Raw genomic sequence first — 12,785 nt, forward strand, 5'->3', positions numbered from 1 at the left:
ACCAGCCATTTTCGTCCCTATTGCCAGGCAGCCGCCGAGCGCTTGCGATACATCTCCCGAAACTGATTGGTGGAGACCGGTAGCAATTCACCGGTGTCCCAGTCGAGGATGACGGCATAGCGGCGGACGGCATCCATTGCATCGATCTCGCCTGCCTTGAACCGTTTGGAAACATCTTCCGGATCGACCGCCAGCCAACCGTTCCGCTCCGCCCGGATCTCCCGGCGTAAGGCGACGGTTGCATCCTTGTCGATCTCGTAGGCGCAGATTTCCGGATCGATGGGCAGGATCACGACGCCATAGTCCTTGGCCGCCCGCTCGACCGAGACGTAGTCGTCGATCACATCGTCCAGCACCCGCTTCGGATCGCGCTCCAGCGGATCGCCGAAGCCACCGCCGCCGGCGGTTGGACGGGAAAAGACGTCGCCGGGCTCGATCGCCACATCCGAGAAAGTCGCGCCGAGCCATTCCTTTTGGCCGGTAGTCGCGCGTGTCAGCGTCAGACCGTGCGGGATCGACGGCAATCCACCCTCGATACCCCAGACGATCGCCCGTTCGCGGTCGCAGATATACGAGATCACCGTGTTCTCGGCATCGAGCATGCGCGAAGTCTTCAGCACCCCGGCACCGCCGCGCCATTTCCCTGGACCGGCGGAATCCTTGAGGACTTCGAATTCGGTCGTCAGGATCGGGTTTGCCCTCTCCTGTCCTTCCACCGGCTGAGCCATCAGTCCCGTGCCGAAACAGGCGGTCGTGACGTTGCAGCCGTCTTTGCCGTTGCGCCCACCCCAGCCGCCGGGCAGCCAGTCGTAGAACATGAAGATCGGCTTTTCCTTCGCGCGGGCATCGCGCCCGCCGGTCAGCAGATATTCGAGGTTGAAGGCGCAGGCGATGGCCCGCTCCGGAATGATCTTCGACCAGATCTCGTAGATCGCATTCATGATCTTCTCGAACGGCATCAGAAACCCTGTGACCGCCACCGGCCATTTCGCATCGACGATCGAGCCTTCCGGGGCAATGATCTCGAAGACGCGATAGAAGCCGCTGTTGAGCGGCAGGTCCGGGAAGAAGGTCTTCATGCCGGCGGCAACGGCCGAGAAGGTCGCGCCGAATGCCGAGTTGTAGATGGAGCCGATCGTCGGATGGCTGCCGGTGAAATCATAGACCACCCGGTCACCCTTGATCGTCAGTTTGACCTTGATTGGGATCAGCCCTTCCTTGCCGGCGGGGTCGCGATCGATGAAGTCCTGCGTTTCCCAAGTCCCGTCGGGTAAAGCGGCAATGCGCTGGCGCATGGCGCGCTCGACATAATCCTGCACCCCGCCGAGGCCCTGACGGACTGTGCCTTCACCATATTTGCCGACGAGCCGAAGGATTTCGCGTTCGCAGACCTGCGTCGCCTGTGTCTGGGCGTGGATATCGCCGATGATCGAGGCCGGGTCGCGCGTGTTCGAAGCGATGAGGTTGGCGACGTCCTTGCAGAAGCGGCCGCGATCGAAGAGCCGGATCGGCGTGATACGCATACCCTCCTTGAACATTTCCTTCGCAGCCACATCGAAGGAGCCCGGCACGCTGCCGCCAAGGTCCGACCAGTGGCCATTGGACTGGCTGAAGGCGATGATCCGGCCATCGACGAAGATCGGACGGATCAGCCGGACGTCGTTGAAATGCGTGCCACCCGCGTAAGGGTCGTTGATCGCATAGACATCGCCCGGATGCATGTCACCGTCGAAGGCCCGAATGACGTCCTTGCAGGTGAAATGCAGCGTGCCGACATGCACCGCAATATCCTGGTTTCCCTGCGCCGCCGAGTTGCCCTCGGCATCGTGCAGCGCGCTCGAAAAATCGCGGTTGTAGATGACGAAGGAATAGCAGGTCCGCAATATCTGCTCGGCCATCTGGTCGACGCTGGTGATGAAGGAGTTCTTCAGCACCTCGAAGGTTACGGGGTCAAGGCTCTGCTGTTCAGACATTCTTTTCACCTTCGATGCGAATGATGATGTTGAGGTACTGGTCGACTTCGGCGCGAGTTTCCGGCGGGATGACGACCGTGGAATCGAGCTGCTCGACGATGGCGGGCCCCGCGAGAACGAACCCGGCCGGCAGGCTCTCGCGCTCGTAGACCGGCGTGTCCAGGCCGCGTTCGCCATCGAACCAGACCGTTCGCCGCGTCTTCGGCTCGGGCACGATACCCGTTGGCTCATGGCGCGCCAGTGTTGCCTTGGGCACCACGCCGATCGCCTTCAGATTGATGCGGAAGAGGCTCACCGGCGTTTCGTCGCGGCGGAAGTTGTATTCACGCTCATGCTCGCGATGGAACGCCTCAACGAGCGATGCGATCTCCGTCATGCCCGAAGGCGCGGCGACGGCGAGCGAGCGCCATTGACCGAGATACATCATGTCGATGCTGCGCTGGAGTACGACGTCCTTCTTGGCGACACCCTCATGGGCAAGTCGATCGAGCGCCTCCTTTTCGAGGCGGAGGAAGGCCGCCTCGATCGCAGCGGGATCAGCATCCGCCGCTGCCTTCAAATAACTTTCCGAGAAGTCGTGCTGCATGTCGACGAGCAGGCAGCCGAGTGCCGACGTCACGCCCGGATTGGGCGGCACGATCACCGCGGGGATCGAAAGCTCGCGCGCAATCGCCGCGCCGTGAAGAGCGCCGGCGCCGCCGAAGGCGACGAGAGCAAAATCACGCGGATCATAGCCGCGGCTGATCGAGATCAGCCGGACGGCGTCGGACATGTTGGCATTGGCAACGCGGATAATCGCGTCGGCAGCCTCATGCAGTCCGAGACCGAAGGCTTCCGCCACGCCCTCTTTGACCGCTGTCTCGGCGAGGCTCGCGTCGAGCGTGATCTTGCCGCCGGCAAGACTGGTGCCGAGACGGCCGAGAACCACATTGGCATCGGTGTTGGTCGGTTGCCGGTTGCCCTTGCCGTAGCATGCCGGGCCCGGATTGGCACCGGCCGACTGTGGGCCGTTGCGCAGCGACCCCGCCTCATCCGTCCAGGCGAGTGATCCGCCGCCGGCACCGATCGTCAGCACCTCAATCGAGGAGAAACGGATCGGGTAGCCGAATTCGATGAACCAGTCTTTCGTCACCCGCGACTGGCCGTCATAGGCAAGCGAGACGTCTGTTGACGTGCCGCCCATGTCGAGGCCGATCGAATTTTTGAAGCCGCAGAGTTCGGCAATATATTTGCTGGCGATCGCACCGGCGGCGATGCCGGAGCCGGCGAGCCGGGCGGCAAAGTCCTCCACGCTCTTCGGCGTCATCACCCCGCCGCCGGTGTGGAGCAGTAAGAGGTCACGTTGGTAGCCGTCCGCTGCAAGGCGCTTGCCGAGCCTGGAGGTGTAGTCGACGACGACCGGGCTCAGCGCCGCATTGGCAACCGTGGTCGAGAAGCGCTCATGCTCGAAGATCTCTGGCAGTACTTCCGACGAGGTCGAGACCGGCACGCCGGGCATGACCTCCATCAGGATCTCCTTCATCCGTCGCTCGTTCTCGCCATTCATGAAGGCGTTCATGAAGCAGACCGCGACGGCCGCGACCTTGCGGCGCTTGAGGATACGGGCGACCTCGCGGGCTTCCTCTTCGTTCAGAGGTGTCACGATATCGCCCTGGGCATCGACGCGTTCCGAAACGACGAGCCGGTCGCGCCTGGGAACATAGGGTGGGACGACGTCCTTGTAGGTGTCCCAGAGGTCTTCCTTGTTGGCTCGCCGGATCTCGATGACGTCGCGGAAGCCTTTCGTCGAAACCATGGCCGTGCGCGGCAGGCGCCGCGTGATCAGAGCGTTGGTGGCAACAGTGGTGCCATGTGAAAACAGCGCCACTTTTTCGAGATCTATGCCGGCCCTTTCCACCCCCGACATGATGCCGTCGATCGGATCGACTGAAGACGAGGTTTTCTCGACGCGGATGAGGCCCGTGGTCTCGTCCATGATGCAGATGTCGGTGAAAGTACCGCCGACATCGACCGCTACGCGAAGGTTCTGCAAATTCCGTCTCCTGTCTCGAAAAGTTGAATTCGCGCAAGGCTTCGCCGTCGGCCGAAGCGGCCGTAGGCAAGCGTCACAGTGTTGGTGCTTGTGGAGGGATCAGCCGAGCGCGGCCGGGCGCTCCGTCAGGTATCGCTCCCGCGCCTCAGTCGGGCTGAGACCAAAATGCGCCTTGTAATGGCGGCTGAGCTGGGCGTGGTCACCGAAACCCAATGCATAGGCGATCTCCGAGACCAGCTTGCGGCAGGCGGGATCCCGAAGCATCTCGTCACAGCGCAACAGCCGCTGCAGCCGGATCCAGTGGCAGACGGACGTCCCCTGCTGTTTCATGAGCTGGTGCAGGTAGCGTACCGAGATACCGCAGGCATCGGCAATCGTCTGCGGCCCGAGATCACCTCTGGCGAGATTGGCGCGCACGAAGCTTTCGACACGATGCAGATGGCCGAGCTGTACCGACGTCGCATCCGACATCAGCATGCGTTCGTCCGATGTCAACGACATGGCCAGGACGTCGACGAGATGCTTGCCGGTCATGTCGCGGGCCGATGCGTCCATCTCCACGAGGCGCGGCGCGACAAGACGGATCATGTCGACGAACAGCGCGCCGGTGCCACGGGTCGAATCGAAGCTCAACGAGGCTATCCGCTCGGGCAGGCCTACACGGGTGCGCAATGCGACGATCGGCACCTTGAGTACCCAGAGCGTGTTCTTCGCGCTGTAGCTGAATTCATAGGGCAGATGGCTGCGCTCGACGAGGAAGGCACCCGGCTTGCAGGTCACTGCCTTGCCACTCTGCTCGAAGCTGATCTCGGCCTTCTCCGGCACAGTGATCAGGTAGCTCTCTTCACGCTCATGCAGGAGATGTCGTTTTTGTCGGCGATAGAGAAGCCCATCCGATTCCAGCCGCGACAGCGAGACATTCCCGAGATCCCAGACATTGAGCTCACCGGAAAACTCTTGCGCATTCTGAAAACGCAGGTCGAGCGGGAAATAAGTGCTCGACACGGCCTCGTCCCAATAGCGCTTGCGCTCGAACGCAGCAGTGCCTGCCGTGGAATAACTCACGTCCATGCGAAGCTCCCATCAAGTCCGACGGCCCGTCGCCCGGCTGTTCCCTTGGTGCCGCGCGCGGCCGATCTCGGCCATTCTCCGATCCCGCTCGCCTTCGTTTTGCGACATCTTCGTGTCTTGCGCGCGAGGCTTTCGCGAAGGATCGAGGGTCAGTTAACTACGGCTTTGGCGCCCCGGCTAGTCTGAGAGCGCGCTCGCTCTTGTCGTTGGGCGTAGTTCAAACCTCTCGATACCCCGCGCGCACCACGTTTTCGGCGGCCAGCGCCACGGAGAGCAGATGCGTATCGTGGTGCGGCAGAGCGGAAAGCAGAAGGCCGACGGGCATGCCGGCTTCTCCAGTGCCACAGGGCAGCGACACGCCGCACCAGTCGAGGAAGTTGCCAATCGACGTGTTGCGCAGCGTCCTGCCATTCATTTCCACGAACAGCGCATCATCCGCTTCGAGCTGCGCCGTCGCAGGCGCCACATGGGGGACCGTCGGATAGGCGATAATCTCGCTCGGGCCGATCGACGCCGAGACCTCGGCGATGAGCCGCTCGCGGGCGGCGAGAACCGCGATGTAGTCGGAAAGCTCGATCTTCTCCCCAAGCCGCGCCCGCGCAACAACACGCCTGTCCATCAACCCGGCGTCCGCGCCTTCGAGCCTGGAGCGATGCAGGGCGAACGCCTCGGCCGTCACCAGCGGGCCGTGAGCGGCCATGATCTCGAAGATGTGCGTGAAAGCTGGGAAGGCCTGGCGCCGGACCCGGGCGCCCGCCCGTTCGAGCCGCAACAGCGCCTCTTCGAAGGCCGAGACCACTCCGTCTTCTGCACCATCGAACACGACATCGCTCGGTACGACGATCGAAAACCCCTCGAGGTTCCCCCTGCGCACCTCTGATGCGGGAAGACCCCGCATCGCGGCGTCGGTCCAGACGGCATCCTGCACCGTACGGCAGAGCGGCCCAAGGGAATCGAGGCTTTTGGCCAGGGGGAAGACACCGTGCATCGAATAGCGGCCGCGCGTCGCCTTGTAACCGACGATACCGTTCAGCGCCGCCGGGATGCGGATCGAGCCACCCGTGTCGGTGCCGATCGAGACCGGCACCAGGCCGGCAGCAACCGCGACACCCGAGCCGGAGGACGAGCCGCCAGGTATGCGCTCGACGTCCCGCGAGCACGGATTGCGCGGCGTGCCGTGGTGTGGATTGAGGCCGAGGCCGGAAAAGGCGAACTCGCTCATGTTGACCCGCCCGACACTGACCATGCCGGCCTTGGCAAGTGCTGCGACGACGGCCGCGTCCTCGCTGGCGGCCGGGTGGCTCTTCAGAACCGTTGAACCGGCGGTGGTCGGCAGTCCCTTGATCGCGAAGAGATCCTTCCAGGCGACGGGGATGCCGTCGAGAAGGCCGAGCGAACGGCCGGATGATAGTCGTTCGTGCGATGCCTCGGCCTCGCGCATGGCTCGCTCTGGCGTGACGGACGTAAAGATCGCCTGATCCGCATGATCCAGGATCCGTGCGAGCGTCCACTCTGTAAGGGCGCGCGGGTCGAGCGCGCCGGATTGCAACAACACCGAGAGCTGCGCGATCGAGCGCCCGCCAAGATCCTGCGTCATCGAGACTTCCTTTAGCGTTCCACGAGTTGCATCCAGCGGCGGACCAGATAATTGTGCTCGTCCATGGTGGTGTTCCAGACGGCAATGCAGTTGGCGCGCTGCCAGTAGGAGCCGCCACTGCGCACCGAGCCCGCCTTGATGCGGATGGTGCCGTCAGGCCCCGGCAGATCTTCCGCTGCCGGTAGCCCGCCGTACCAATAATCCCACTCCGCCGCGGACATGAATGCGCGTGATCGTTCGGGGGTCGAAATGTAGTAACCCTGCCGGGCAACGACTGCGCCCGGCCAGCCGGAAATCCACCAGTTGAGATACTCGTAGGCGACGTCAAGCATGCGGCCGGAGAGATGGCGCGCCAGGCAAAGGCCCCCATGCCAGGCGCGATAGCCCTCCGCGGGCACCGCCTGTTCCACCGGCAAGCCCTGACCGTTGAGGATGTTGATGCCCGTCGACCACATACTCTGGATATCGGTCTCACCCTTGAGCATCAGGCGGGCCGCATCTTCCGCGGTGCGCCAGAAGGCACGGAAGTAGCCATCCTTCTTGCGCTCCTCCAGGAGCCCGATCAGGCGATCGATCTCGTCGACGCTCATGCTACCGATGTTATTGAAGCTCATGAGGCCTGCCGCCTGCGCGGCGAGCGCCGCATCGAAGATGCCGATCGCCGGTTCGTCAACCAGCGCGGCGCGACCGGCCCAGCGCTCGTCCAGCAACGCCGCCCAGCTGTTCATCGCGACAGAGTTCGGCGCGACATCAGACCGATAGGCAAAACTGTCGAAGTTGTGGGTCGTTGGCAGCATGGAGATCGACGTGGACGGGGTATCGCCGAGTTCGAGATTGGGCTGAACGAAGAGCTTCTTGACAGGTGCATCCCCCTGCCCCAGCCGGGCATTGGGGCCGATATGCCCGGTCTTCGTCAGATCGTTGATCTCGTCCCAGAGTGCAATGCGCCCGATCCTGATCGGCTGGATCGCCCGCCAGTACCAGACGATGTCGAGGTTGTGGAAGCACTGATCGTAGATGTCGTAGCTGTCCGGCTCTTGCGCCGCCTTGTGCTGGGTGGTCAGGAAGTCGTTGTTGTCGAACACGACCTCGATGCCGAGATCCGCTTCGGCACGCAGCCGCAGTTCCTCGAGCAGCGAAATCGCCGTCCCGAGCACCCTGAGCTTCGGCCGCCCGGCCAGATGCAGAGCGGGCGTGGCAACTATCGATTGATCGGACTTGTGCTTGCTCATGGGGACGAAAGGCGTTCCTGTAAAACGGGTTCCTCGGCAACACCCGCTGCGTGCACGGGCGTCCGATCGAGCGCGAATGCCTCGAACGACCGTTTGAGCAGTCCGACATCGAGACCGTCAACGATAAATACGATCCGCGAGTGACGATCGTCGTCGGGCCAGCGTTCCATATGAACCGGCGTATGTACCAGATGCTGAACGCCATGGATGGCGACAGGCCGCTCTTCCCCGACGATGTTGAGGATACCCTTCACGCGCAAGACGCGTTCGCCGTGGCGATTGAGCAGCATGGTGAGCCAGAGGCCGAAGGCTGTCCAGTCCACCGCCCTTTCCATCGTCATTACGAAAGAGGTCACGGCGGACGCATGTGCCGTGCCGTCAGCCGTCGTCAGCACTGCCGGACCATCGCAGTAGAAACCGCTGGCCGACTGCAGGCCGTTCGCACGCAGCGTCGGCCTCTCGTCGATGAGAGCGGCAAGATCGATTGCCGGGTCGGCGGCAAGCGCCAGCGGCGCGTCCGGATTGATGATCCGCAGTTTGACCGACAGCGCCGCCACAACGCCGACATCAGCCAGATCCGACTTTGTGACGACCAAGCGATCGGCGACCGCTGCCTGGCGGTTGGATTCCACATAGGTCTCGAGCTGTGTCAGGCCGTTGACCGCGTCGACCGTGGTGATGACGTTTCCCGGGCGGAAATGATGGCGCAGCACCGGGTCCGCCTTGATCGTGGAGAGGACCGGAAACGGGTCGGCAAGGCCGGTGCTTTCGACGACGATGCGCCGGAAAGGCGGAACCAGTCCGCGCTCGCGCTTTGAATGAAGGTCCTTGATGGCGTCGGCCAGTTCGCCGCGAACGGTGCAGCAGAGACAGCCGGACTGCAGCAGCACCATGGTGTCGTCGATGCGCTCGACGAGATGGTGGTCGAGTCCCACTTCGCCGAATTCGTTGATCAGCACCGCGGCGTCGCTGAGCGCCGGGTCGGCAAGCAAACGCGACAGCAACGTCGTCTTGCCCGACCCCAGGAAACCGGTCAAAAGGTTGATGGGCGTGAGCAGCGGTATTTCTTCGGCCATCAGTCCTCCTCCGCCACAGCAATGAAAGCCCGGTCAAGCGGATCGCAGACCCGGCCACAGAGCCGTTCGGCTGCCGGCCACAAATGACCGAGATCCTCGATGATCTCGCTCTTTCCCGTACGCGTCGACAGCACGAAGGAGGCACCCTGCCAATCGGCAAGGGTCAGGCCGAAGCGGGCGAGCATCGTATTGGCGATGCGCACGCGATTGGCGCGCTCGCGCCGGCGGTCGACCCGCTCGACGTTGCGGGTGAAAACGCCGGGTCTGGCCACGGCGTCCGCCCAATGTTCGTTGCCTCCGAGGATACCGCAAAGGGAGCACATGATACCGTCCGTCCTGAGATGTCAGACGGGGTGACCAACGGGCCACCCCGTCTCGCTTTATTTCTTGCGCGGGAAGCGCTTGGCGAAATCATCGGCGATTTCGTTCATCGTCACGAACTTCACGCCGGGATGCTTGATCATATGGGCATAAAGGCGCTCCAACATCATCAGCACCTGCGGACGTCCGGCAACGTCAGGATGGATGGTGATCGGGAACACGGCATAGTCCATCTCGCGATAGACCCAGTCGAACTGGTCCCGCCACATCTGCTCGATATCGTGCGGATTGATGAAGCCGTGGCTGTTCGGTGACTTCTTGATGAACATCATCGGCGGCAGGTCGTCGAGGTACCAGGAAGCCGGGATTTCGATAAGATCGGTTTCCTTGCCGCGCTGCAGCGGCACCATCCAGTCCGATGGTTTCTTGGAGTAGTCGATCTTCGTCCACTTGTCGCCGACGCGCACATAATAGGGCGTGAAGTCGTTGTGCATCAGCGAGTGGTCGTACTTGATGCCGCGTTCGAGCAGGAGCTCGTTGGTGACGTTGGAGAACTCCCACCACGGCGCGACATAACCCGTCGGCCGCTTGCCCGACAGCTTGGTGACGAGCTCGATGCACTTGTCGAGCACTTCGGTTTCCTGCTCGCGCGTCATGGCGATCGGATTTTCGTGGGTGTATCCGTGAATGCCGATCTCATGGCCCGCATCGGCAACCGCCTGCATCTGTTCCGGGAAGGTCTCGATCGAATGTCCGGGGATGAACCAGGTGGTCTTGATACCGAAACGTTCGAAGAGCTTCAGCAGCCGTGGGCTGCCGACCTCGCCGGCGAAAAGACCGCGCGAGATGTCGTCCGGCGAATCCTCGCCTCCATAGGAACCGAGCCAGCCAGCGACCGCATCAACGTCGATGCCGAAGCTGCAAAAGATTTCCTTGGCCATGGGTTTCAGTCTCCTTCGTTTTCTCTTTTCATTGAGTCAGAGCGGAATGCGGGCGGAACGCCGCGCACATTTTTCCGCGGTCGCAATCAAGCTGGAATGACGGTCGCTTCGGTCAGTTGCCAGCTCAGAAGAATGTCGGCTCCGACCGGGAAAGCGTCGGGCTGGTACTTGTCGACATGGGCCTCGAGCGAGACGGTGCGCCCGTCCGGCAGCGCCGCCGTCAAATGCGAGACATGACCGACGACGTCGAAGCGTGTGACATTGGCGCCGACGACATTGCCGCCGTAGTTCGCTGCAATCCGGTCGCGGTCGACACGCGCGGCCGGGTGAACTTCAATCGCCTCCGCAGGAATGACGACGTTGACACGCGTCCGGCCGCTAAAGGCGCCGTTCGCGCGCCCGGACAATTGGCCGACGGCGGTCTGCACCAAAGCCCGCTCGCCGGAGGCATCGTCGACCTCACCGTGAAAGATGGTGTTGTTACCGATGAACTGAGCGACGAAGGCTGTGTTCGGCCGCGTGTAGAGCTGATGCGGCGGGCTGATCTGTTCGACGCGACCCTGGTTCATGACGACGATGCGGTCCGACAGGGCAAGCGCCTCGGACTGCGCATGAGTGACGAAGATGAAGGTCACGCCGAGCGTCTTCTGCAGCAGCTTGAGTTCGTTCTGGATCGCTTTGCGCAGATTGGCATCGAGCGCGCCAAGCGGCTCGTCGAGAAGCAGGATATCGGGTTCGACCACCAGGCCGCGCGCCAACGCGATGCGCTGCCGCTGGCCGCCCGAAAGCCGATCGGGTTTCTTGTCGGCGATATCTTCCAGACCGAGCGTCGCCAGGATGCGATCGACCTTGGCATCACGCTCCGGCTTGGCCATGCCTTTGACCTCAAGACCGTAACCGACATTGCGGCGCACGGTCATGTGCGGAAAGAGCGCGTAGCTCTGGAAGATCATCGATGTCGGCCGATGTTCGGGCCGAACGTCGTTCATCCGCTTGCCCTTGATCAGCATGTCGCCGGAGGAGATCGCCTCGAAACCGGCGATCATCCTGAGCGTGGTCGTCTTGCCGCAGCCGGAGGGGCCGAGGAACGCAATGAACTCGCCCTTGGCAACGGACAGATTGAAGTCGATCACGGCGGGCGTGCCGTTGTCATAGACCTTGCCGACATTGTTGAGTTCGAGGTCGAAGATCATCGTGGCGCTCCGGTACTGTCTTCTTATGCGTTGGTGAAAGGCCGGGACGGGTTGACGCCCCGGCCCCGTTCGTCAGGCGTTCAGGAACTCGTCCCACTTCTGGATCAGGTGGTCGTATTCATCCGGCCACTGGTGCCAGTAGGCGACGTTCTTGGCGCGCTCTTCGAGCGAACCGCCATCGCGCAGGTCGCCTTCCTTGATGCCGCGCTCCGCAGCACCGACCCAGGGCTTGCCCTCGTACCAGAAGGCATATTTTTCCGGCGCCATGACGTTCTTGATGTTGGTCGACGGCGAGTAGTAGCCCTGCTCCGAGACCGTGATGCCCGGTTCGCCCGAGAGCCAGTAGTCGGCATAGGCGATGACGGCTTCCTTGTTCGTGGTGCCGGCAATCATCGCCGGGCCGATCGCCCAGCCGCGATAGCCTTCCTTCGGCACGGCGTAGCGGCAGGGCTTGCCCTGCGCCTTGACCGCCATGACGGCCGGTTGCCAGGCGTCGCAAACCACCATTTCGCCCGATGCCATGAGGTTGACGAGTTCGCCGAAATCGCCCCAGAGCGCGCGGAACTGGCCTTCCTTCTTCTTGGAGATCAGGAACGCAGCCGCTTCGTCGATTTCGGCGGCAGTCGGATTGCCGGGGTTCTTGACATCGGAAAGGCCGAGCGAGTTCATCGCCATGATCGCCTGGCCGATCGCGATCAGCGGATCGGTGTTGATGCCGGACTTGCCCTTCCACTTGGGATCGAAGATCGCCGCCCAGCTGTTGGCTTCCTCTGCGGAAAGCACGTCGGGATTGTAGCCGATGGAATCGTAGTTGTAGACGGCCGGCACCATGTTGAGAGACGATTGGCTGTCGTCGGTCCAGATCTGGCCGACGATCTGCGCTGCGCGGTCCCACTTGTCGCTGGCGGTGGTGAAGGTATCGCGGATGTTTGCCCAGTTCTTCAGCGCCGATGCCGGGATCGGCTCGACATTGTTTGTCATCACGATCGAGGGCAGGCGCTCGGCGATGATCTCCCAGCAGTCATAGTCCTTGGAGCCAGAGAGGATCTTCGTCTGTGCGTCCGGGAAGGTCGCCGCCGTTCCCGAGGTGCCGCCGACGCCGGCAGCCGTCTTGAACTGCTCGAGAATGCGCTCCTGCACGGTCACCGAAAGGCCGATGGTGCGAAGCTGTTGGCTGGCGAGGTCGCTCGCCTGCGCAAAGGCGGCGCGCGAGGAGAGGAACGGCGTACCGCCCCCGATCGCAAGCGCCATCATTCCGGCGGAGCGTTTGAGGAGCGAGCGGCGATTGAGTTCCATACTAGGCATTGTCTCTTCTCCAGTTTTCGTTGTTCCCCGGAGACCGTTCGCCG

General features: G+C 62.6%; 10 protein-coding genes. All 10 read right to left on the reverse strand.

What is annotated here, in order from left to right; genetic code table 11:
* Positions 1-17: 17 nt before the first annotated feature.
* Positions 18-1,973: a hydantoinase B/oxoprolinase family protein gene (locus AC3WWH_RS30290; protein WP_058323964.1), complete on the reverse strand. Its 1,956-nt coding sequence runs from the start codon at positions 1,971-1,973 to the stop codon at positions 18-20.
* Positions 1,966-4,005, reverse strand: a complete 2,040-nt coding sequence (locus tag AC3WWH_RS30295; RefSeq protein ID WP_058323965.1) for a hydantoinase/oxoprolinase family protein — start codon at positions 4,003-4,005, stop codon at positions 1,966-1,968. Before AC3WWH_RS30295 ends, AC3WWH_RS30290 begins: the two co-directional genes overlap by 8 nt.
* 99 nt (positions 4,006-4,104) lie before the next feature.
* A complete protein-coding gene (locus AC3WWH_RS30300; RefSeq protein WP_058323966.1) occupies positions 4,105-5,076 on the reverse strand; it encodes an AraC-like ligand-binding domain-containing protein in 972 nt (323 codons plus the stop codon).
* Between the two features lie 217 nt (positions 5,077-5,293).
* The gene (locus tag AC3WWH_RS30305) at positions 5,294-6,673 is read right to left on the reverse strand and encodes an amidase (RefSeq protein ID WP_058323967.1); all 1,380 of its coding nucleotides are present in this window, start codon (positions 6,671-6,673) and stop codon (positions 5,294-5,296) included.
* Positions 6,674-6,684: 11 nt separating this feature from the next.
* Positions 6,685-7,905, reverse strand: a complete 1,221-nt coding sequence (locus AC3WWH_RS30310; protein WP_058323968.1) for an ABC transporter substrate-binding protein — start codon at positions 7,903-7,905, stop codon at positions 6,685-6,687.
* The gene (locus AC3WWH_RS30315) at positions 7,902-8,981 is read right to left on the reverse strand and encodes a CobW family GTP-binding protein (RefSeq protein WP_058323969.1); all 1,080 of its coding nucleotides are present in this window, start codon (positions 8,979-8,981) and stop codon (positions 7,902-7,904) included. The genes AC3WWH_RS30310 and AC3WWH_RS30315 overlap by 4 nt, the downstream gene beginning before the upstream one ends.
* Positions 8,981-9,304 (reverse strand): hypothetical protein, encoded by a 324-nt coding sequence (locus tag AC3WWH_RS30320; RefSeq protein ID WP_058323970.1) that lies wholly within the window; start codon positions 9,302-9,304, stop codon positions 8,981-8,983. Before AC3WWH_RS30320 ends, AC3WWH_RS30315 begins: the two co-directional genes overlap by 1 nt.
* 57 nt (positions 9,305-9,361) lie before the next feature.
* Entirely contained in the window at positions 9,362-10,243 is an 882-nt protein-coding gene (locus AC3WWH_RS30325; protein WP_058323971.1) for a polysaccharide deacetylase family protein, read from the reverse strand.
* An 86-nt stretch (positions 10,244-10,329) separates the two neighbouring features.
* Positions 10,330-11,436 carry an ABC transporter ATP-binding protein gene (locus AC3WWH_RS30330; protein ID WP_058323972.1) on the reverse strand — a complete coding sequence of 369 codons (1,107 nt, stop codon included), beginning with the start codon at positions 11,434-11,436 and terminating at the stop codon, positions 10,330-10,332.
* 72 nt (positions 11,437-11,508) lie between these two features.
* Positions 11,509-12,741, reverse strand: a complete 1,233-nt coding sequence (locus AC3WWH_RS30335) for an ABC transporter substrate-binding protein (RefSeq protein WP_058323973.1) — start codon at positions 12,739-12,741, stop codon at positions 11,509-11,511.
* Positions 12,742-12,785 lie beyond the last annotated feature (44 nt).

The organism is Ensifer sp. EB106-03-01-XG145 (assembly GCF_058792075.1).

Bases quoted from the DNA above. Each gene is read 5' to 3' on its own strand.
- AC3WWH_RS30290 (WP_058323964.1), bottom strand. From the start codon at position 1,973: ATGTCTGAACAGCAGAGCCTTGACCCCGTAACCTTCGAGGTGCTGAAG.
- AC3WWH_RS30300 (WP_058323966.1), bottom strand. From the start codon at position 5,076: ATGGACGTGAGTTATTCCACGGCAGGCACTGCTGCGTTCGAGCGCAAG.
- AC3WWH_RS30305 (WP_058323967.1), bottom strand. From the start codon at position 6,673: ATGACGCAGGATCTTGGCGGGCGCTCGATCGCGCAGCTCTCGGTGTTG.
- AC3WWH_RS30310 (WP_058323968.1), bottom strand. From the start codon at position 7,905: ATGAGCAAGCACAAGTCCGATCAATCGATAGTTGCCACGCCCGCTCTG.
- AC3WWH_RS30315 (WP_058323969.1), bottom strand. From the start codon at position 8,981: ATGGCCGAAGAAATACCGCTGCTCACGCCCATCAACCTTTTGACCGGT.
- AC3WWH_RS30320 (WP_058323970.1), bottom strand. From the start codon at position 9,304: ATGTGCTCCCTTTGCGGTATCCTCGGAGGCAACGAACATTGGGCGGAC.
- AC3WWH_RS30325 (WP_058323971.1), bottom strand. From the start codon at position 10,243: ATGGCCAAGGAAATCTTTTGCAGCTTCGGCATCGACGTTGATGCGGTC.
- AC3WWH_RS30330 (WP_058323972.1), bottom strand. From the start codon at position 11,436: ATGATCTTCGACCTCGAACTCAACAATGTCGGCAAGGTCTATGACAAC.
- AC3WWH_RS30335 (WP_058323973.1), bottom strand. From the start codon at position 12,741: ATGCCTAGTATGGAACTCAATCGCCGCTCGCTCCTCAAACGCTCCGCC.